Annotated in this window: 21 protein-coding genes; 7 read left to right on the top strand and 14 right to left on the bottom strand. The window is 43.3% G+C overall.

Annotation, left to right across the window (positions count from 1 at the left end; genetic code table 11):
- Window positions 1-355: 355 nt before the first annotated feature.
- From SE27_RS01875 to ribF, 4 genes are all read right to left on the bottom strand, one after another.
- Window positions 356-838 carry an FKBP-type peptidyl-prolyl cis-trans isomerase gene (locus SE27_RS01875; RefSeq protein WP_039620353.1) on the bottom strand — a complete coding sequence of 161 codons (483 nt, stop codon included), beginning with the start codon at window positions 836-838 and terminating at the stop codon, window positions 356-358.
- A complete protein-coding gene (lspA, locus tag SE27_RS01870; protein WP_039620351.1) occupies window positions 831-1,373 on the bottom strand; it encodes a signal peptidase II in 543 nt (180 codons plus the stop codon). Before lspA ends, SE27_RS01875 begins: the two co-directional genes overlap by 8 nt.
- Entirely contained in the window at window positions 1,366-4,212 is a 2,847-nt protein-coding gene (gene ileS, locus SE27_RS01865) for an isoleucine--tRNA ligase (RefSeq protein ID WP_039620349.1), read from the bottom strand. The genes lspA and ileS overlap by 8 nt, the downstream gene beginning before the upstream one ends.
- Before the next feature lie 61 nt (window positions 4,213-4,273).
- Window positions 4,274-5,275 (bottom strand): riboflavin biosynthesis protein RibF, encoded by a 1,002-nt coding sequence (gene ribF, locus SE27_RS01860; protein ID WP_039623742.1) that lies wholly within the window; start codon window positions 5,273-5,275, stop codon window positions 4,274-4,276.
- Between the two features lie 206 nt (window positions 5,276-5,481).
- On the opposite strand from ribF, the gene SE27_RS01855 reads away from it, so the two are divergent.
- Both SE27_RS01855 and SE27_RS01850 read left to right on the top strand, forming a co-directional pair.
- Window positions 5,482-6,615 (top strand): TDT family transporter, encoded by a 1,134-nt coding sequence (locus SE27_RS01855; protein WP_039620347.1) that lies wholly within the window; start codon window positions 5,482-5,484, stop codon window positions 6,613-6,615.
- 248 nt (window positions 6,616-6,863) lie between these two features.
- A complete protein-coding gene (locus SE27_RS01850; protein WP_039620345.1) occupies window positions 6,864-7,430 on the top strand; it encodes a phosphorylase family protein in 567 nt (188 codons plus the stop codon).
- A 69-nt stretch (window positions 7,431-7,499) separates the two neighbouring features.
- On the opposite strand, the gene SE27_RS01845 is transcribed toward SE27_RS01850, so the two are convergent.
- The 8 genes from SE27_RS01845 to ubiG form a co-directional block, all read right to left on the bottom strand.
- Window positions 7,500-8,114: a TetR/AcrR family transcriptional regulator gene (locus tag SE27_RS01845; RefSeq protein ID WP_039620343.1), complete on the bottom strand. Its 615-nt coding sequence runs from the start codon at window positions 8,112-8,114 to the stop codon at window positions 7,500-7,502.
- A gap of 649 nt (window positions 8,115-8,763) precedes the next feature.
- Window positions 8,764-10,116, bottom strand: a complete 1,353-nt coding sequence (gene argA / locus SE27_RS01840) for an amino-acid N-acetyltransferase (RefSeq protein WP_039620341.1) — start codon at window positions 10,114-10,116, stop codon at window positions 8,764-8,766.
- 149 nt (window positions 10,117-10,265) lie between these two features.
- Window positions 10,266-10,604, bottom strand: coding sequence for an RcnB family protein (locus SE27_RS01835; RefSeq protein ID WP_039620339.1), 339 nt, complete (start codon window positions 10,602-10,604; stop codon window positions 10,266-10,268).
- Between the two features lie 224 nt (window positions 10,605-10,828).
- Window positions 10,829-11,230, bottom strand: a complete 402-nt coding sequence (locus SE27_RS01830; protein WP_039620337.1) for an RcnB family protein — start codon at window positions 11,228-11,230, stop codon at window positions 10,829-10,831.
- A gap of 283 nt (window positions 11,231-11,513) precedes the next feature.
- Window positions 11,514-11,669, bottom strand: coding sequence for a hypothetical protein (locus SE27_RS13965; protein WP_171160647.1), 156 nt, complete (start codon window positions 11,667-11,669; stop codon window positions 11,514-11,516).
- A 232-nt stretch (window positions 11,670-11,901) separates the two neighbouring features.
- Complete coding sequence (locus SE27_RS01825; protein ID WP_039620336.1) at window positions 11,902-12,648, bottom strand: YciK family oxidoreductase; 747 nt, start codon at window positions 12,646-12,648, stop codon at window positions 11,902-11,904.
- A 33-nt stretch (window positions 12,649-12,681) separates the two neighbouring features.
- Window positions 12,682-13,380 (bottom strand): HAD family hydrolase, encoded by a 699-nt coding sequence (locus tag SE27_RS01820; protein ID WP_039620334.1) that lies wholly within the window; start codon window positions 13,378-13,380, stop codon window positions 12,682-12,684.
- Complete coding sequence (gene ubiG, locus SE27_RS01815; protein ID WP_039620332.1) at window positions 13,377-14,093, bottom strand: bifunctional 2-polyprenyl-6-hydroxyphenol methylase/3-demethylubiquinol 3-O-methyltransferase UbiG; 717 nt, start codon at window positions 14,091-14,093, stop codon at window positions 13,377-13,379. Before ubiG ends, SE27_RS01820 begins: the two co-directional genes overlap by 4 nt.
- A 180-nt stretch (window positions 14,094-14,273) precedes the next feature.
- Between ubiG and SE27_RS01810 the strand changes: the two genes are divergently transcribed.
- Entirely contained in the window at window positions 14,274-14,891 is a 618-nt protein-coding gene (locus tag SE27_RS01810; RefSeq protein ID WP_039620330.1) for a thiol:disulfide interchange protein DsbA/DsbL, read from the top strand.
- Between the two features lie 74 nt (window positions 14,892-14,965).
- Here the strand turns inward: SE27_RS01810 and SE27_RS01805 are convergent, their stop codons facing one another.
- Window positions 14,966-15,625 (bottom strand): TetR family transcriptional regulator, encoded by a 660-nt coding sequence (locus SE27_RS01805; RefSeq protein ID WP_039620328.1) that lies wholly within the window; start codon window positions 15,623-15,625, stop codon window positions 14,966-14,968.
- Window positions 15,626-15,778: 153 nt separating this feature from the next.
- Between SE27_RS01805 and SE27_RS01800 the strand changes: the two genes are divergently transcribed.
- From SE27_RS01800 to SE27_RS13905, 4 genes are all read left to right on the top strand, one after another.
- Window positions 15,779-16,801, top strand: a complete 1,023-nt coding sequence (locus SE27_RS01800; RefSeq protein WP_039620326.1) for a flavin reductase family protein — start codon at window positions 15,779-15,781, stop codon at window positions 16,799-16,801.
- 39 nt (window positions 16,802-16,840) lie between these two features.
- On the top strand, window positions 16,841-17,983 hold the full coding sequence (locus SE27_RS01795; RefSeq protein WP_039620324.1) for a fatty acid desaturase family protein: 1,143 nt from the start codon (window positions 16,841-16,843) through the stop codon (window positions 17,981-17,983).
- Window positions 17,984-18,237: 254 nt separating this feature from the next.
- Window positions 18,238-18,954: a ribonuclease PH gene (gene rph, locus SE27_RS01790; protein WP_039620322.1), complete on the top strand. Its 717-nt coding sequence runs from the start codon at window positions 18,238-18,240 to the stop codon at window positions 18,952-18,954.
- A gap of 293 nt (window positions 18,955-19,247) precedes the next feature.
- Window positions 19,248-19,418, top strand: a complete 171-nt coding sequence (locus tag SE27_RS13905; protein ID WP_158319086.1) for an ABZJ_00068 family colistin stress protein — start codon at window positions 19,248-19,250, stop codon at window positions 19,416-19,418.
- Here the strand turns inward: SE27_RS13905 and nadC are convergent.
- On the bottom strand, window positions 19,415-20,088 hold a 674-nt coding region (nadC, locus tag SE27_RS01785; RefSeq protein ID WP_455549954.1), incomplete at its 5' end, for a carboxylating nicotinate-nucleotide diphosphorylase. The genes SE27_RS13905 and nadC overlap by 4 nt on opposite strands.

The following is a 20,088-nucleotide window of genomic DNA, read 5'->3' as shown; positions in this document are numbered from 1 at the left end:
AACACCCCCACTCAATGAGTGGGGGTGTTTTTTTATGCAAAAAATAAAGAAAGGTAAAGATAAAATGGAGGAAATGAGAAGTAAAGTAGAGCAGAAAAAACGATATTAATCATCGGGTTGTCTGCGTGCATGTTTAAATGCCGTTCTTAAGCCTTCCTCTAAGGTGGGTAAAAGCTCATCAATAAATGCTTCTTTAGGGGTTATAAAGTGTATAGAGCTAGCCACTCTCATTCGCTCTATTTAAAGTTTTAGTTTTTCTATTCAAGATAATAAAAATCTAGAGTACGTACTTTTCTATAACATATAAAAAAGCTCCCGAAGGAGCTTTAGGATAGACTAAGTTAACTTAATCGTATTACATCAATTTAACGCCTTGCTGGCCAGCAGGGGTCACTTTAAAGATTTCTACTTCAAAGGTAATATCTTTACCGGCAAGAGGGTGGTTAAAATCAATTTCAGTAATATCTTCATTCACAGATTTAACCACGCCAAATAGACTTTGTTTGGCTTTATCTTCAAATTCAATCATATTGCCAATAATTGGCGTTTGTTCAAATTTAATCGTATCAAACTTTTGAATATTTTCTGAATTCCATGGGCCAAATGCATCATCAGGTGGAAGACTTACTGTGCGACGATCACCTGCACGTAAACCAAACAGAGCTTTTTCAAAGCCCGGTAATAAGCTTCCATCACCCATGGTTAGACTAACCGGTTCTTCACGGCTACGCGTATTATCAATTTCGACTCCATTTTCAATCGCTACTGAAAAATGCAGTTCTACTTTTGAGCCTTCGCTGATGCGGGTTTCTTCATTCGGATTAATGGTTTTAGTCATGATGTTGCACTTCCGCACGTTGAATGCGCTGCTTTTCTAAGAAAAAGGTATCAATCAGCAGCAGAATAGTTCCTAAGGTAATCGCACTATCTGCAATATTAAATGCAGGAAAGTGGCTGTTATTATAGTAAACGTGAATAAAGTCGACCACATACCCCAAAGATACGCGATCGATTAAGTTACCCACTGCACCGCCTAGAATTAATGCAATGGCTAACGGTAAGATCACTAATTTTTTGGGCATACGCATCAACCAAAAAACAAAAATGATTGAGACTAAACCTGCAAGTCCAGTAAAGAAGTAACGTTGCCAGCCACCAGCGTCAGATAAGAAACTAAAAGCTGCGCCATAGTTATGCAGTAATGTCCAATTTAAAAAGGGCAGTACCGGTACAGGATCTGCATAATTCAGATGACTGCTAGCGATCCATTTGGTCCATTGATCGAGAATAATGGCGACAATGGACAAGCCGATCCAAACTAAATTGTGTGGATAGAACTGGAATAGGCCTCGTTTAGGCTGTGGATTAGGCATATTTTCTCTCTTCACCTTGACCGGTAGGCAGGTTAATAATACAGCGAGAACATAGACCCAGATGTGCAGCATGTGTATTTACATCCGGCAGTACATGCCAACAGCGCGCACATTTTTCACCTTCGGCGGCGGATACTTTTACCCGTAAACCTTCAATCTCAGTACTTTCACCTTGTGCTGCATCAAAGGTATTGACCATGACCGTAGAGGTAATCAGCACGAAACGTAATTCATTGTCTAGCTGATCGAGTATCGCTTTTAGTTCGGCATTGGCCCACAGTTCAACTTTAGCAGAGAGGTTAGAACCAATCAGTTTGGCATTACGTGCCGCTTCAATTTGTTTATTCACTCCAGATTTAACGCTAATTAAGGTTTGCCAATCCGCTTCGGAAATTAAGTTGGCTGTTGAAGCCACCGGAATATCATACCATTCTGTGGTAAACACATATTTTTCGGTTTGACCCGGAATTAATGGCCAAGCTTCTTGTGCGGTAAAGCTTAAGATCGGTGCCATCCAACGGACAAAGGCTTGTACCAAATGGTACAGCGCAGTTTGTGCTGAATGACGCGCTTGTGAGTCAGCTTTACTGGTGTATTGACGGTCTTTAATGATATCGAGGTAGAAACCACCCAAGTCATTGATACAGAAGTTGGTTAATGCGCTGGCCACGATATGAAAATTCATCTCTTCATAGGCTTGCTGAATGGTTTTTTGTACATCGCTGGCACGTTGTAAAATGTATTGGTCAAGTGCAATCAATTGATCGACTGGTAAAGCATCGCTTGAAGGAGTGAAACCATTTAGATTGGCCAACAAGAAACGTAAGGTATTACGAATACGGCGATAACCATCGGATGCGCGGTTAAAGATTTCTTTACCTGCGGTCATCTCATAACGGTAATCGGCAGAGGCAATCCAGAAGCGTAAGCCGTCTGCACCCATATCTTTAATGATGTCTTGTGGTGTGATGACGTTACCGATTGATTTTGACATTTTACGGCCTTTCTCATCCACAACGAAACCATGGGTAAGTAGTGCTTTATACGGCGCACGTTTGTTGATGGCAATTGAAGTCAACAGGGACGATTGGAACCAACCGCGATGTTGATCTGAACCTTCCAAATACAAATCCGCAGGATCGGTGAGTTCTTCACGCTGACGCAGTACCGCATAGTGCGTGGTACCTGAGTCAAACCATACGTCTAGCGTATCGCGCACTGCATTGTAGTGTTCTGCATCTGCACCGATAAAGTCTTTGGCTTCACGGTTAAACCAACCATCAATCCCTTCTTGTTCAATCAGTTTGGCAACGTCTTCAATCAATTCAGCGGTACGTGGATGTAATTCATTGGTGTCTTTATGCACGAAGAATGGGATTGGCACACCCCATGTCCGTTGACGTGAAATACACCAGTCCGGACGACCTTCAATCATCGATTCAATGCGGTTTTTACCCCAATCTGGGACAAAACTGATGTCATTTTCGATGGCATTTAAGGCATCTTGGCGTAAACCGTGTTCATCCATGCTGATGAACCACTGCGGTGTGGCACGGAAGATAATCGGTGTTTTGTGACGCCAGCAATGTGGATAACTGTGTTTAATGGCCACATGTGCCCAAAGTTTACCGGCTTCACTGAGTGCAGCAATAATTTTTGGGTTGGCTTTATAGATGTGTTCACCCGCGAAAATTGGCGCAGTGGGTAAATACACGCCGTTGCCACCGACGGGATTATCGACTTTTAAATTATACAGTAGACCCACTTTATAATCGTCCACACCATGGCCGGGCGCAGTATGCACCGCACCTGTACCACTGCTGGCAATGACGTGTTCACCCAAAATGATTGGCACTTGACGATCTTGAATCAATGGATGTTGTAATTGTAGGTTTTCAAGTGTAGTGCCGGTAAAATCGGCCAGTACTTCAACTGTGCTAAAACCATAACGTTCAGTTGCAGACTCGACTAAATCTTTGGCTAAAATCAAATTTTGTGCCGCTTTATCTGTCCCACGTGCAGTGACCAATTGATAATCGATATCGGCATGTAGTGCCACGGCCTGATTTGCAGGAATGGTCCACGGGGTGGTGGTCCAAATCACAATGTCGGTTGAGTCTGTAACCGTTACACCCAAACGTGCCGATAAATCGGCCAAATCAACGACAGTAAAACCGACATCAATGGCATCCGATTTTTTATCTTCATATTCAACTTCGGCTTCGGCCAAAGCTGAGCCGCAGTCTAAACACCAGTTCACCGGTTTAAGACCGGGCTGCACATGACCGGCTTTTTGAATTTCACCCAATGCACGCACAATGTTGGCTTCTTGGCCAAAATCCATGGTCAGATAAGGATGATCCCAATCACCAAATACGCCCATACGCACAAAATCTTTTTTCTGTAATTCAACTTGTGTATACGCATATTCACGGCACTGCTTACGGAAGGTGGCTGCATCGACTTTAACGCCGACTTTACCAACTTTTTCTTCCACTTTTAGTTCAATCGGTAAACCATGACAGTCCCAACCCGGCACATAAGGCGCGTCAAAACCATCCATGACACGGCTTTTAATAATAATGTCTTTCAGGACTTTATTGACCGCATGACCCAAGTGAATCTGACCATTGGCATAAGGAGGGCCATCATGAAGCACATATTTTTTCTTGCCAATACGCGATGCACGAATCTGCTGATAAATGTTGTCGGCATACCACTCTTCTAACCATTTCGCTTCACGTACTGCAAGATTTGCTTTCATTGCAAATTCAGTACCAGGGAGGTTTAGCGTGGCTTTATAATCCACTGCATTTTCAGGAGTTTGCTTATCGCTCATGCAAGTTGTCTTCCAATTTAATTCGTCTTAGGCTGACGCGTTTTACAATAAAATAGGGGATTTAAAAGGGGAATTTGGCACTGTTTTGTCGAAAGGCCAGTAGCTGTTCAACATCATCATCAATTCCCGCTTTTAATGCTTCAAGCGAAGGATAATTCTTTTCACCATGCAGATAGTTCAAGAATGTCACCCGCATTAATAGGCCATACAGATTAGCAGAAACATGGGGAAAATGTACTTCTAATCGCCATTCAGGCTGGGCTTGTTTAATGGCCGGTCGGGTACCGACATGACCAGCACCGAACAAGCTGTCAGGCGTATAACCGGCAATGCCTAATTTCTCAGGTTGATCGGCTTTCACGCGCTGTGTTAATGCTTGTGTTTCACAGACCACTTCAACGCCATAAATACCATTTAAACAGGGTTTATGCCGGTTTAAACGCACATTGATGGTGGGGAAATTTAAGGTGCGTCCAATTTGATCGCCATATTGCACGCGGCCAGTGATGCTATAAGGACGCCCCAAAAGTTTGGCGGCAAGAGCTAAATTGCCCGCTTGTAAGGTTTGGCGAATTCGTGTGGAACTGACGCGATCATTTTCAATGGTGATGGTCGGTAAGTTGGTCACTTGAAAGCCATAATTTTTTAAAAATTCACTGTTGCCTTGACGATTCTTACCAAAGTAAAAGTCATCGCCTAAAACCAGACTACGGGCATTAAGTTTTAATTTTAACAGCTCGGCAAATTGTTCGGCAGTCAGGCTGCGAAAATGCGCATCAAACTTGGCGATGACAATATAATCGACGCCCAATTCAGTCAGGTATTCCACTTTTTCACGTAATGAACTAATGCGTGGCGGCGCTTGATAGCCTTTAAAGAATTCAAGCGGCTGTGGCTCAAAAATCATCACCACACTTTTAAGATTTTGTGCCGTTGCTTGTTGTTTTAATTGGGCAATCATGGCCTGATGCCCGACATGCACACCGTCAAAATTACCGATGGTCACGGCAGTGGCAGGCAATGAACAATTGGGCGCTAAAGCGTTCAGACGGAGCAGCTTCATGGGCGAATCAGGAAACAAAAAATGATTTGGGCTATATATTGCCATAATCTAGAGCTTGCGTCTTGTGCTTGTGTTTTGGGGATAGAAAATAATCAATGAAATCGCTTTGTATATAAGTAAAATTGATTGATATTATGATTATAAATCAATTTTACTTATTAGTGTCTGCGCTTATAATTGCAATATAGCCTTTAGGAGCAACCGCGATGAAAAAGCCTTTCTATCAACTCGAGCAAATGACGCATCTGATTCGTCATTTTACCCCAAATTGGTTTACCGTAACCATGGGAACAGGGGTTGTGGCTTTGATTCTACCGGAACTGCCCTTTGCTCACAGTATTATGGCGCACTTGGCCGTCTTGTTATGGCAATTCAATATTGCATTATTTCTGATGTTTAGCCTGTTGTATGTGCTGCGCTGGATAATTTATCCGACTGAAGCGAAACAGATTTTCTCACACGCCAGTATGAGTTTGTTTTTGGGTGCAATTCCCATGGCCTTGGCCACCATCATTAACGGTTATTTAAAATTCGGTATTCATTTATATGGTGATTGGGTCGTACCTTTTGCTCAGCTATTGTGGTATATCGATGTCTTGTTGGCCGTCAGCATTGCATGGATTGTGCCATTTTATATGTATAACCGCCAACAGCACGAATTACAGAGCATGACTGCGGTGTGGTTACTGCCCATTGTGGCCTGTGAGGTTGCAGCGGCAACCGGTGGCTTATTACTGCCCCATATTGCAGTGGGTCAACAAGCATTGGGCATTTTACTGGGCGGTTATGTGTTGTGGGGTATTTCAGTGCTACCGGCTTTTGCCATCTTGACCATTTTAATGTTGCGTTTAGCGCTGCATAAATTACCCAGTAAAGAATTGGCCATCAGCAGTTGGTTGGCTTTGGGACCGATTGGAACAGGTGCTTTGGCCTTGTTAATTCTAGGCGCTCAAGCACCGCAGGTATTGGCTGTGATTGATCAACAAAGCTTAGGGCTATTTTGTCAACAGGTCGGTATTGTGGTCAGTCTGATTTTAATGGGCTTTGGCTTATGGTGGTTGGGAATTGCGGTATTAACCACCTTAAAACATGCCAAAACAGCATTACCGTTTAACCTTGGTTGGTGGGGGCTGACTTTCCCTTTAGGTGTATTTACCCTCGCCGTATTAAACTTAGCACAACAACTGCATGTAAGTTTCATCCAATCTATCGGTTATGCTTTGGCTGTCATTTTAATTATGTTGTGGCTAGTGGTGGTGACGAAAACAGCACAAGGTTTTTACCGCGGTAGCTTGTTCTTTTCACCCTGTTTAAAAAGCTATTTAGAGCAGCAGCAATAATGATCGAATTCAATCAACAGATGAATGTTGATTTTTAAAAACGGCTACAGCGCTCTGATCAACCTTTTATCCTCCTTAAACCAAGGAGGATTTTTTATGCGTCAGAAACAGCAGGGGATTGCGTGCAGGATGTAGGCATACATATAGTTCAATCTTCATGGTGCTTGATCGGTAGCATGCAGATTTGCAGTCGTGGCCATTTTCTTTTTTAATAGCAGCCGCTAAACCGTTTACTAGGAAATCAAAATATGCACTCTGACTTGGCTTTAATTATGGCATTACCGAATGAGTCGAAAGGCTTGTTTGAGCAAGCCGGCATTGAGGTGCATTACAGCGGGATTGGTAAAATCAATGCCGCCTTTAAGGCCTTTGAAGTGATTCAAAAAACCGGCTGTAAAACCCTGTTGAATTTAGGCACAGCGGGCAGTACACATTTTGACACCCATGCTTTGGTGGAAGTGAGTCACTTTGTGCAGCGCGATATGGATGTTTCTGCGCTGGGTTTTGCCGTTGGCGTGACCCCGATGGATACACATTATTCGGCTGAGATTGGCCTATCCCGTTATTTTTCTGATTTACCGCGTGGTGTGTGTGGAACAGGCGATAGCTTTGAAACAGCTGCACCGAAAGTGCCATGTCAACTGGTGGATATGGAAGGCTATGCTTTGGCTAAGGTGTGCAAAAAATTGGATGTACGCTTAATTTCGGTTAAATATATTACTGATGGTGCCAATGACACAGCGCATTTAGATTGGGAAGAAAATTTATTATGGGGAGCGCAAAAGTTATTCAAGTTATATCAAGGCATGCGATAAAGTCGCGGTTCGGCGACCATAGAGGGCTATGGTCGTACGCCAACATGATCCGAGCGGACAATTGAATGCTTAATTGCGTGGCATGGCGCCATATAACATTAGATGCACGGTGTGCTGAATAATCCGCTGCTGCATGCTGCGGTTACGTAAGGTTTTGCCGGTAACCATTTCCATTTGCGTAGCAAAATCTGCATAATTTTGGGTAATGGCCCAAATATTTAAAATAAACAATTCGGCATCAATCTGTGCAGAAATTTTCCCTTGCTCTTGCCACGCGCTGATCACTTTGACTTTACGTTTAAACAGTTTCTTCAGTGGTCCTTTGAGAATCGGTAGAATATGCGGCGCACCTTGGATAATTTCTAAGGCAAACAGTCGAGAAGCTTTGGGCTGAGTGCGCGAAACTTCAATTTTTTGCATCAAGTAATTGGTGATGGCTTCTTCAGGTTCAAGCTCTGCTTCAAGCGTTTGCAGTGGTGCCAACCATTTTTGTAATACGGTGGTCAAGACTTCAACGTATAAGGCCTCTTTATTTTCATAATAATAGAAAATATTCGATTTATGCATTTCAGCAATTTGCGCAATTTCATCTAAACTTGCACCATTAAACCCATACAGGGAAAATACATCCAGTGCTGCATTAAGCAGTTGGTGTCGTTTTTGCGTGCTCTTTTTTTGTTCCATCGATCATTTAAAAACAATTAGAAAGTGAACCTTAAATTGTACGGCAAATCGTCAGAGTTGTGCATGGACAAAGGTCGCAATTTTATCCATCTTGGTGATTTATTTTTAGATCAAGGCATAAATTATTAAGTTTTTAAACACAGCGTGATCAGACACTAAAATTAAACTGAAATGATCAAATTTATATTTACTGAAATTTTCAAATAGCTTAGGACTGGATTAAGGCACAATGATTAATTTTTAATCATAACTTAATGATTAAAATAATTAAACAATGGCATGGCTGCGATAGAGATGAAGCGTCATCCACTCAGCAGCATAGCGCTCTATCCTGAAGAAGATTAAATGTAAAAATTTATGTCATCTATAGCCAGATTGGCGTTTATATTTTAATCAGCAGCACCGACGTTCATTGTTCCTGTGGATAACTCAGTGTTTATCAACATGCCTGTATAGATGCAGCATATTCATCTGACACCGACCTAAAGCAGGTGAAGTGGCTGTTGATCACCAACCGATGATAGCTTGAGGCTGATTTTAACTGTACCGATATTGATTCCGTTCCACGTGAAACTTTAAAAGCGATTTCTTAATCCTCAGCCAGCTCGTCCATTTTTTAGTGACTGACTGAGCAATTAAAGCCTCCAGATTAGAGCGACTTTTTAAACACCAATGAGTTGCGTTGATAGTTGTACAAGGCTTGACGGGCGTTGGGTAAGTCATCGACACTGGCCGGCTCAAAACCATGCTCTACAAACCAATGCGCGGTACGCGTGGTCAAAACAAACAATTGTTGAATACCGGCACGTTTGGCTTTTTGTTCTAAATAATGCAAAATTTGGCTGCCACGATTCGATTTACGATAGGTCGGATCTACCGCCACACAGGCAATTTCTGCACAGCGTATTTCATCGGCACCGCTGGGAATAGGATAAAGGGCTGCGCAGGCCAAAATCATGCCGTCACGTTCAATCACAGAAAATTGCTCAATCTCACTTTCAAGACGTTCACGAGAGCGATACACCAAAATGCCTTCTGCCTCAAGGGGGCGCAACAAGTTCATTAGACCGCCGACGTCTTGAATATTGGCAGTACGCACTTGTTCATAGCGCGCATCGGTAACCATGGTGCCGGAACCATCCCGAGTGAATAATTCTTCGAGCAAGGCGCCATCATAGGCATAGGAAATGAGATGGACGCGATTCACGCCTTGTTGTGAGGCACTTTTTCCACTGCGTAACTGCAAGGCGATATCGGGATGGGAATCTTGGTATTGGGTGATGTATTGATCCAACTGATGCGGCGCAATTTCGCGTTGTAATTCGCCGTTTGCATTGACCACGCCATGCGGTTTACCCAAGAAAATCAGCTTATCGGCTTGAAGTAAAATGGCACTACGCGTCGCCACTTCTTCTGCCACCAAATTAAACACTTCACCGGTATTGGAATAACCGGTAGGGCCAAGCAGCACAATATTATGATTTTTAAGATGGCGCTGAATGGCTGCACTATCAACTGTACGGACTTCACCGGTCAATTGAAAATCAATACCGGCATGAATACCATAGGGTTTGGCGGTGACAAAGTTGCCTGAAATTACGTCAATACGTGCGCCATACATCGGTGAGTTGGCCAGTCCCATCGACAGCAAAGCTTCAATTTGTAAGCGGATTGAGCCGACTGCATTCATCACACAGCTTAACGACTCACGCGTGGTAATTCGGCGATGTTGATGAAAAGGCGTTTCAATGCCACTGCTGTGCAGATTGTGATTGATTTGCGGACGTGCGCCATGCACCAAAATCAGATGAATACCCAAAGAATGTAGCAGCGCAATATCGTGAATGATATGTTGAAAATTATCGTGTTGCACAGCTTCACCATCAAACATGATCACGAAGGTTTTATTGCGATGGGCATTGATATACGGTGCCGAATGTCGAAACCAATGCACATATTGTAAGGTTGTGCTTTGTGAAGGTTCAGAGGAATTCGTGTGCATACCTGTCTCAAATGATCAATAAAGCTGAAGCTTGATTCTAATCAAAAAAAACGCCGACGACAGTATAAAATCAAAAAAACACCTTAACTTGGCAGTTAAAGTGTTTTTTAAATTTTTTTAGGCGGATGGAAAAATCCGCCGCTGCTGGCTTAACCCATAATACGGATAATGCGATTGGTACGTTCATTGACCAGTAAATAGTCGCCGTTGACTTTATACCACTGCTGATAACGTCCGTGCTGTGGCAAACGACGTGCTTCACGATCACTCACTTGAAAGCGCGCTTTGCTGTATTCACGTGGCAGGATTTGACCTTTCTGCCAGCGATGGTTGTTATAGCCGTGTTTTTGATCGTAATAATTATTGTGTTTAATTTGTGCTGCATTTTGATGCTGATACGCCTCATAACGATGGTCGTTGCCAGCCATTGCCGAGGTTGCGATGAGGGCAGATAAAGACAGTGCGATTGTGGTTAGAATTTTTTTCATTTCTTTCACCTAGTGTTTCAGACAATGGTTATACCGTTGAAGCCAAGATAACGTAAAACTACAGATAAAAAATGAGAGCACTATAGGTGAATTGTGAAATTAATGAAGAAAAAAAGAAGAGCCAGCGCAAGAGGGCGGCTTTAAGCTTGATATGATAACTAAAAAAGCAGAGACAAAAAAAAGTCCAAATTAAAATTTGGACTGTAAACGATTGCAGATCAAGCTTAGAAGCTTTGAATACGCACAATACTGTTGCTGTCGGTGTCGACTAAAATATAATCATTGTTGATTTTGTACCACTGTTGGTTACGAGCGGGCTTGGGCAGGTCATTGTTTTTATAATCGACTTTATAGCCATTGCCCCGATAATGCTGCGGCATCACATAGCCGGTTTGCCATTTATGCTGTTGCAGGCGGTTCACTCCGCGTTGTTCGCGACTGCGGCGCTTGTCTTGCATGCGTTCATCGTCATCTTCATCGCGCAAATCACGGTCCTGCTCATTTTGAGCACGAGATTGTTCCCAGCCGCGGCGGTTATCTTGTCGATCGTGAGGTGAAGCAGAGCTGACACTGCTTGCCATCAATGCACTGAAAGAAATTGCCAAGACTGTCAAAATCTTTTTCATGTTGAATCCTCATAAAAGAAAGTATAAATGCCACTGCCACTAATGTACGAAAAAATTGCAGAGAAACTGTGAAGATCTCGCACTCATTTATTAAAAAATACCGAGACAATAAGGATATTAGCTACATCAAGACGGAAAAAAAGTACTGAAATAGTGCCAATTAAAATCAATTTATAGCGCTATATAAAATAAATCTAATGCTTATAATTCATTGTATTGGCTCTGTATGCTTCTGTCAAAACAGCCTGCATCGCTACGCCGGCATATAGCAGCTTATCTTGATTTAATTCCACTGTTCACCTAGCTCTTGTAAGACCCCAATTGCTGTGGCAATCGCGTCTGCTTGTTCGGCATGATTTAAGCCGATTACCCAGCTCGCTGGAAGTTGTAATTGCTGAATCACACGAATAAGTTCTGTTTTACGCTTTAAGTCGCTCATTTGAATGGTTCCAAGGCTGTGGGTTAAAAACTTGCTTTAGCATAGCCAAATTATTATGATTTGAAAAACCGAATATATTTATTAAAATGATTTGTAAAAACGATTTAAAGAAAAAATAAAATACAGAATAAAAAAAGTTATTGGAATACGCTACAAAAACAGGAGCATTGCATGCTCCTCTTAATATGCCACTATGAAGGACAAACCGTGGTGATAAAAATACTTTTAGCGCTTAATCCTGTGCGTCAATACTGGCGCCGTTCATCTGCAAGCTATCATCACCCATTAAATACAGATAAGCCGGCATAATCATCTCAGGCGTGGCTAGGCTTTTAGGGTCTTCGTTGGGATAGGCTTTGGCGCGCATTGCAGTACGCGTTGCCCCCGGATTAATACAGTTAAAACGTACATTCGGATAGACCTGCTCTTTGGCAAACAGCTGACTCACCGCTTCAATGGCAATTTTAGACACAGAATAAGCGCCCCAACGTTCACGCGCTTCACGGCCGACGCCAGAGCTGGCAAACACCACAGAGGCATGATCCGACTGCGCCAAGAGTGGCAACAACTCTTGAGTTAACACAAAAGGCGCACGTAGATTCACCGCCATCACATCATCCCAAACATCGACCGGATAATGCGCCAGTTCGGTACGTTCACCTAAAATACCCGCATTGTGTAGGATGCCATCTAAACGACCAAATTGTTTGCTCAACGTATCCACCAACAATTCATAGTCACGCGGTGACGCACTGGATAACTGTAGCGGTAAAATCGCTGGTTGCGGCGCGCCTAAACTTTCAATTTCATCATAAATCACTTCAAGTTTATTTAACGTGCGGCCATGCAGCACCACGGTGGCGCCGTGTAAGGCATAGCTCAGTGCTGCGGTACGCCCAATGCCATCACCGGCACCAGTAATAAGAATAATGCGATCTTTGAGTAGATCGGTGCGAGGTTGATATTCTGAATATTTCATCGCCTAACTCCAAATTTTTTATAATTTTATCAATTATACCAATAGCGATTCAGTCGCCGTGTGTGCCAGTAGCAATTGCTCGATAACCTGTTGTAATTCGCTTACGCTATGTACGATACAATCGGCTTGCCATGCGCCAAGATCATCTTTGTGCTGTCGTGGTAAATAGCCATAAGCGGCTAAAATGGTGTACATCTGCGCATGGCGACCGGCATCAATATCACGCGGATGATCACCAACATAAATACACTGTTGCGGCTGAATGGCAATCTGCTGTGCTGCCAGATACATCGGTTCAGGATCGGGTTTGGTGTGACGAACATCTTCTGGACAAACCAGTACTGCACAGCGTTCATGTAAGTTGAGTGCTTTGAGTAAAGCTTCACTCAGCCAGCGTGGTTTATTGGTGACAATGCCCCATGGAATCTGTTGATTTTCTAAACGTTCTAACAGTGTATTCATGTCGGCGAACAGTGCCGTATCCACAGCGATATCTTCACCATAGACATCCAAAAAGCGTTGCCGATGTGCTAAAAAAACGGGATCTTGCGCGTCTAGCTCTGGATAGACCAGCTGCACCATGGCGCGTGCGCCTTCTGAAACTTGACTGCGAATGATCTCTGCATCGACCACCGCACAGGGTTTAGCACGGCACATGTCTTGAATAATGCGAATAAAGTCAGCCGCGGTGTCAATTAAGGTGCCGTCTAAATCAAACAGGACCGCTTTCATTGCTCACCTGCTTTTACGGTATACACCATATAGTTAACATCGACATTCGGCGCCAGCCAATAGCGTTTGGTTATCGGATTAAAATGTAGGCCGGTCATATCTCTAAGCGTTAATCCCGCTTGGCGGATATCGTGTGCCAATTCAGAAGGCTTAATAAATTTATGATAGTCATGCGTGCCTTTGGCCAGCATCCGCAGTACATATTCTGCGCCAATAATGGCAAATAAATAGGATTTTGGATTGCGGTTAATGGTCGAAAAAAACACATGACCACCCGGTTTGACCAGCGTTTGGCAGGCTTGAATAATCGAGGCCGGATTGGGTACGTGTTCTAGCATTTCCATGCAGGTGACCACGTCGTATTGACCGGCTTGTTGGCTTGCCAATTCTTCTACTGGAATTTGTTGATATGCAATATTGCTCACACCTTCTTGTTCGGCATGAATGCGTGCCACATTTAATGGCGCAAGTCCCATATCAATGCCAAGTACATCCGCGCCGCGCCGCGCCATACTCTCCGATAAAATTCCACCGCCGCAGCCGACATCCAGAACTTTTTTACCGGCTAAGCCGCCTGAATGCTGATCAATCCAATTTAAGCGTAACGGATTAATTTGATGCAGCGGACGGAACTCAGAATGCTGATCCCACCATATGGCTGCAAAGGCTTCAAATTTAGCTATCTCTTGTGGATCAACATTCAATTGCGACATTGGGAGTCACCTCAATCAAGTTATTATCATGTAAAAAGTTATATCGACTTAGTGTAGCGTCAATTGCAAAAAAAGCGATGAAAGCTATAAAAAACTTCACAGAATGAAAACGAATTTAGCATAATTGATTTATAGTGGTCGTATAAGCTCATCATAATGATTTAGAGGACAATAAAGTCAATGAAAAAATTCCTTTTAAGCGGTATTGCCACGGCACTTTTTGCCTTTTCGGCCAGCAGTATGGCTGCCGATTTTGTTGCAGGTAAAGACTATAAAGTGCTCGCTAATCCCGGTACAGTCGAGGTTCCGGGTAAAATTGAAGTACGTGAATTCTTTTGGTATGGCTGCCCGCATTGCTTTATTTTAGAGCCACATATGCAAACTTGGCTGAAAAAAATGCCCAAAGATGTCAACTTTGTGCGTACTCCAGCGGCGATGAATCCGGTTTGGGAACAAAACGCACGTGGTTATTATGTCTCTGAAGCCTTAGGGGTACGTAAAAGAACCCATTTACCTTTATTCCATGCCATCAATGAAGGTAACCAACAAATTTTTGATCAAGCATCGCAAGCCAAATTTTTCGTAAAGTATGGTGTGCCTGAAGCCAAATTTAACAGCATGTACAATTCATTTGCCATTACTTCAAAAGTAGCGCAAGCCAAAAAATTGGCACAGCAATATCAATTGTCTGGCGTGCCAGCAGTGGTGGTGAACGGTAAATATGTGGTGCAAGGACAAGATGCCACAGTCACCGACGTGGTGAGCTATTTGGTGGAAAAAGAGCGTAAAGCAAAATAATTAAAACCATTTTAAAAAACCCGCCCATGCTGCGGGTTTTTTTATCTGTTGTTTTTTTGAATGCACGATCTGTATTACTCACTTGGCATAGATGCAGCGCCACGCCAATTGACAATTCCACAAAAAATTAAGTTCACTTGAGTTAAGGTTTGCAGTTGAAATTGGGCTTGTTGCTGCTGCAGCGCTTCTGCCTGATATTGACGTGAAATATTCATCCATGTCATGGCCCAAGTAAAAGATAAATTAATCAAAATATCTGACAACACATGTAAATCTTGTACGTTCACAATATGCCGCACCACCTCGACTTGGCGTAAATCGGTGGTTAGATCGGCAATTAGAAAATTAATCTCGCGCGCAATGGCATGACGAATCACTTCAGCGCCGCCCCAACGCTCGGCGATCAAAAAAATCCACGGATCAGGATTATGCGTGACCGCTTGAAAAAACAAGTCCAGACTAAACGCGGCCTGTGTATGGGGCTGTGCAATATAGGTTTGCCCCAAACGATGCAAAATCCCTTTTAAATGCAAGGCCACTTGGTCAACCAATTCAAGCCCCAACTCATTCATATCTTGAAAATGCCGATAAAACGCAGTCGGGACTAAGCCGACATGCCGGGCAATTTCACGCAAACTGAGACTACTAAACGAACGTCCAGAGGTACTTAAAGCAAGTGCGGCATCTAACAGGGCTTGGCGACTTTGCTGTTTACGTTCATCGCGGATCGACATGCCATCATCCTAAAAAAAATCTGTCTGAAGTCTACCAAAAAAATAGCCCTTAAACGACGAATGTCAGTGAACGACTGTTGACTGAGTGCTTAAATCGTTATAGTGTACATATGTTCACTCAGATAAATAATCAACAATAACGAGTAGTATGCTATGAGCCGTGTAATGCCGTATCAACCGCAGTGGATTCGAGAAGATTTTGTCGATTTCATGGCAGAAAAAATCAATCCGCTTTGGGCATGGAAAAAGGTCAAAGCCAAGCTGGTAAACATTGAGATGCTCAGCGCTGATTTTTATCAGCTTGAGCTACAACCGAATAATCATTTTAATGCCAAGGCTTTTTTGGCCGGACAAAGTCTTTTAGTCACCGTGCAAATTGCCGGTGTCCATCAGCAGCGCCATTATTCTATTGTGAAAATCACTGAAACTGGCAATATTGTGATTGCGGTGAAACGTCAAGGTCTGCTGTCTAATGCGTTAACCCGCTTGGCGCTGGGCAGTGTATTGGAGGTCTCTCAAACACAAGGTGATTTTAATCTTGATGATGGCTCTACAGCACTTTTATTGTTGGCATCTGGCAGCGGCATTACCGCAATTTATGCACTGTTACAGCAAGCCTTAAAACAAAATACTGCCCCAATTGATCTGCTTTATTTTAGCCGAGACCACGCTTTTGATGCAGCACTGGCGCAATTGGCACAGCAGCACCCACAGTTTCAATATCATTATTTTAATACCATCGCCCAGCCACAACATCTGACTTTAGCCTTACTTGAAGCGATCGTGCCCGATTTTCAGCAACGCGCAAGTTATGCCTGTGGCGCTGTCGGCATGATGCACAGTATTCAAGAGATTTATCAGCAATTGGGTATCTCCGCGCGTTTAAAGCAAGAATATTTTCAAGTGCCAGTCGATGAAAGTGCCGAAGCACAATCGGTTGTGTTTTTACGCGCGCAGCAGCAGTTTAGCGCCAGCACTAATTTACTCAGCAGTGCCGAGCACGCCGGCTTAAGACCTGCACATGGCTGCCGAATGGGCATTTGTAATAGCTGTAGTTGTATCAAAATCAGCGGTTCAACTAAAAATTTATTGACCGGTGAAATTGATCATCACAGCAATACGCCAATTAAATTATGTATCAGCCAAGCGGTCAGTCCTGTGGTGATTAATCTTTAACAATATGCAGCCTGCTGATCGCAGCTGAGGAGAATAACAATGAATATGTCCGTTGAATTTGTAGAACACAGTAAATCTAAACATTTAAGTGCAGAGCAAGTGGCAGAGTTTGGTCAACAGGTTGAGCGTATTCGCCGTGAGATTATGGACAGTATTGGCGAGCAAGATGCGCAGTACATTTATAAAATTCGTAATTTTGTCCGCTATAGCGAGATTGCTTCTCGTGGCTTGTTGATGTTCGGCGGTTGGATGCCTCCCGTTTGGTTATTGGGGACCGGTTTACTGGGACTATCGAAAATTGTGGAAAATATGGAGTTAGGCCATAACGTCATGCATGGTCAGTTCGACTGGCTAAATGATCCGAGTTTAAACGGCGCAGCCTATGATTGGGACACCATGTCCACAGGTGATGACTGGAAATATACCCATAATTATATCCACCATACCTATACCAACATTGTCGGTAAAGACCATGATGTGGGCTATGGCCTACTGCGTATTAGTGATTTACAAAAATGGGAACCGCGCTTTTTACTGAATTTGCCTTTAACCCTGCAATTGATGCTGTTTTTTGAATGGTATGTCGGACTGCAAAATTTACATTTAGAAGATGCCATTATTTATAAGAGTAAAACATGGGCACAAGTGTGGCAGGATTCCGCCAAGTTCCGTCAGAAGGCCAGCCGTCAAATTGCCAAAGATTATCTATTTTTCCCGTTGATTGCCGGCCCCAATGCCGTTGCTGTGTTAAGTGGCAATGTGGTGGCCAATCTGCTGCGTAATGTTTGGGCCTCTGCGGTGATCTTTAATGGTCATTTCACTGAAGATACAGAAACTTTTGAGCAAGACAATACCGAACATGAAACCCGTGCCGAGTGGTATTTAAGACAAATTCGCGGTTCCAGTAATTTTACCGGCACCAGCGCTTTGCATATTTTAAGTGGTAATTTAAGTCATCAAATTGAACATCATTTATTTCCCGATATGCCAGCCAACCGTTATGCCGAAGCTGCAGTTCAGATTCGTGCGCTGTGTGGTGAATACGGGATTCATTACAATGAAGCCAGCTTTTTCAAGCAAAGTCTCAGTGTATGGCTGCGTGTGGCGCAATATTCTTTGCCAGATGATTATGTGTCCGGTGTTAAGCAGTCGATACGAAAACTTAAAAACCTGTTTGCTTAAGCATCTTGACAAGCATTCTTCGGTATTAAGAGGCAGTTGAATCCCGCAAAGTAAGGCTCAGCTTAAAGCGCTAGGGGTTAAGTAAAGCAGTAGCGACACTAGATAGATATCCTTTTCATCTCGTACTCAGTAAAACAGTGCTTTCTGCGCAGGTGACTTGAGATATTAAAAAAGCCTACTGTTGTTACAAAACCATCGGATCGGCTTCTGTTATACTAAGCCGCAATGAATTTTAGCCAAATTAAGGACTGCTGATGCGTATCGACCAACGAACCTTAGATCAATTACGTGAAGTCAAAATCACCCGTAACTACACACGTTATGCAGAAGGTTCGGTTTTAATTGAATTTGGTCATACCAAAGTGCTTTGTACTGCCAGTGTAGATAATTCTGTACCGCGTTTCCTCAAAGGCAAGGGACAGGGCTGGGTAACGGCTGAATATGGCATGTTACCGCGTTCAACTCATACCCGTAGTGACCGTGAAGCGGCGCGTGGTAAACAAAGTGGGCGTACACAAGAAATCCAACGCTTAATTGGTCGTAGCTTACGCGCGATGGTCGACTTAAAAAAATTAGGTGAAAACACCATCACTATCGACTGTGATGTGATTCAAGCTGATGGCGGCACACGTACCGCGGCCATTACCGGTGCAGCTGTAGCATTGATTGATGCCATGAATGTGTTGCTTGAGAAAAAGAAAATCAAGCAAGATCCACTTAAAGGCTTAGTGGCTGCGGTTTCGGTGGGAATCTATCAAGACGAAGCGCTGTTAGATTTATGCTATGAAGAAGATTCAAGCTGCCAAACTGACTTAAACGTGGTGATGACGCAATCGGGTGAGTTTATTGAAGTGCAAGGTACAGCGGAAGAAAAACCGTTTACCCGTACGCAATGCAATGAAATGTTGGAATTGGCTGAAAAAGGCATTCAAGAATTGATTAAAAAACAGCAAGACGCTTTAGGTTGGTAAGCCGTTGTTGAAAAAATAAAAAAATGCACCTCAATTGAGGTGCATTTTTTTATTAAGCTTAAAATTTTGCGCAAGACTTAAACGCTGGGTTGGGCTTGAGTATTTAAAATTTTGCTACAGATAAACATTAAAAATAAACAACATCTAGGATAGTCTTTTCATGCGCTATGGCTTTAAGTCGATCACAGCGGATACAAAAAAGCTGCTTTTGCCGCACCTTTTTATCACACTGGATTAAGATTAAACGCATATTCGGCCTTTAAACTGCTGCTTTGATTCACAGGAGTAAATTTATGTTAGCCAGTTTAATTGTCTTGATTTCGGTGGTGACTTTGGCACTGATGACCAATGATCCGCGCACTACTTTGTCCGAGTCTACGCAGTCAGCATGGCAGAAAGCGTCAGATACTGCTCTTGAACACTCCAATATCAGCACCGATTCAACAGATCGACCCGTCCGTTAAGCGTTAAAGCGCATAGATAAATCGATAGCTTGGACATCTTTGGTGAGTACACCCATCGAAATATAGTCCACACCTGTGCTGGCCACTTGACGTAAGTTTTCAATGGTAATATTGCCCGAGGCTTCAAGTTTACAGCGCCCAGCCACATGCTGAACCGCATCTACCATCTGCTGTTGGCTGAAATTATCTAGCATCACGATATCGGCGTGTGCTGCGAGGGCTTGATTGAGTTCATCCCAGCTTTCCACTTCCACTTCGACTAATTTTCCTGGCGCAATTTGATGTGCTTGTGCCACGGCCTGTGCGATACCGCCTGCCGCCATAATATGATTTTCTTTAATTAAAAAGGCATCGAATAAACCCAAACGATGGTTTTGACCGCCGCCGATTGCCACGGCATATTTTTGTGCAATACGTAAGCCGGGCAGGGTCTTGCGCGTATCTAATAATTTGGTGTTTAAGCCGGCTAACTGTTGGACATAATCGGCTGTTTTGGTGGCCACCGCCGATAAGGTCTGAATAAAGTTCAGTGCCGCACGTTCAACCGTCAGTAAGCTACGCGCGGAACCGGCCAAGGTTAAAAAAGTTTCATTGGCCGCTACACGTTGGCCATCATTTTTAAGCCAAGTTACTTGTACCGCAGGATCATAGGCTTGAATGAGGGCATTTA

This window comes from Acinetobacter harbinensis, from assembly GCF_000816495.1.
Lineage (GTDB): Bacteria > Pseudomonadota > Gammaproteobacteria > Pseudomonadales > Moraxellaceae > Acinetobacter > Acinetobacter harbinensis.
The sequence above is the reverse complement of the archived record's forward strand: the minus strand, read 5'-3'. Positions and strand labels throughout refer to the sequence as shown.

Bases quoted from the DNA above. Each gene is read 5' to 3' on its own strand.
- ileS (WP_039620349.1), bottom strand. From the start codon at position 4,212: ATGAGCGATAAGCAAACTCCTGAAAATGCAGTGGATTATAAAGCCACG.
- SE27_RS13905 (WP_158319086.1), top strand. From the start codon at position 19,248: ATGTTAGCCAGTTTAATTGTCTTGATTTCGGTGGTGACTTTGGCACTG.
- ribF (WP_039623742.1), bottom strand. From the start codon at position 5,275: ATGAAGCTGCTCCGTCTGAACGCTTTAGCGCCCAATTGTTCATTGCCT.
- SE27_RS13965 (WP_171160647.1), bottom strand. From the start codon at position 11,669: ATGAGCGACTTAAAGCGTAAAACAGAACTTATTCGTGTGATTCAGCAA.
- SE27_RS01835 (WP_039620339.1), bottom strand. From the start codon at position 10,604: ATGAAAAAAATTCTAACCACAATCGCACTGTCTTTATCTGCCCTCATC.
- lspA (WP_039620351.1), bottom strand. From the start codon at position 1,373: ATGCCTAATCCACAGCCTAAACGAGGCCTATTCCAGTTCTATCCACAC.
- SE27_RS01855 (WP_039620347.1), top strand. From the start codon at position 5,482: ATGAAAAAGCCTTTCTATCAACTCGAGCAAATGACGCATCTGATTCGT.
- SE27_RS01805 (WP_039620328.1), bottom strand. From the start codon at position 15,625: ATGTCGATCCGCGATGAACGTAAACAGCAAAGTCGCCAAGCCCTGTTA.
- SE27_RS01850 (WP_039620345.1), top strand. From the start codon at position 6,864: ATGCACTCTGACTTGGCTTTAATTATGGCATTACCGAATGAGTCGAAA.
- rph (WP_039620322.1), top strand. From the start codon at position 18,238: ATGCGTATCGACCAACGAACCTTAGATCAATTACGTGAAGTCAAAATC.
- SE27_RS01820 (WP_039620334.1), bottom strand. From the start codon at position 13,380: ATGAAAGCGGTCCTGTTTGATTTAGACGGCACCTTAATTGACACCGCG.
- argA (WP_039620341.1), bottom strand. From the start codon at position 10,116: ATGCACACGAATTCCTCTGAACCTTCACAAAGCACAACCTTACAATAT.
- SE27_RS01810 (WP_039620330.1), top strand. From the start codon at position 14,274: ATGAAAAAATTCCTTTTAAGCGGTATTGCCACGGCACTTTTTGCCTTT.
- SE27_RS01800 (WP_039620326.1), top strand. From the start codon at position 15,779: ATGAGCCGTGTAATGCCGTATCAACCGCAGTGGATTCGAGAAGATTTT.
- SE27_RS01875 (WP_039620353.1), bottom strand. From the start codon at position 838: ATGACTAAAACCATTAATCCGAATGAAGAAACCCGCATCAGCGAAGGC.
- SE27_RS01825 (WP_039620336.1), bottom strand. From the start codon at position 12,648: ATGAAATATTCAGAATATCAACCTCGCACCGATCTACTCAAAGATCGC.
- SE27_RS01845 (WP_039620343.1), bottom strand. From the start codon at position 8,114: ATGGAACAAAAAAAGAGCACGCAAAAACGACACCAACTGCTTAATGCA.
- SE27_RS01830 (WP_039620337.1), bottom strand. From the start codon at position 11,230: ATGAAAAAGATTTTGACAGTCTTGGCAATTTCTTTCAGTGCATTGATG.
- ubiG (WP_039620332.1), bottom strand. From the start codon at position 14,093: ATGTCGCAATTGAATGTTGATCCACAAGAGATAGCTAAATTTGAAGCC.
- SE27_RS01795 (WP_039620324.1), top strand. From the start codon at position 16,841: ATGAATATGTCCGTTGAATTTGTAGAACACAGTAAATCTAAACATTTA.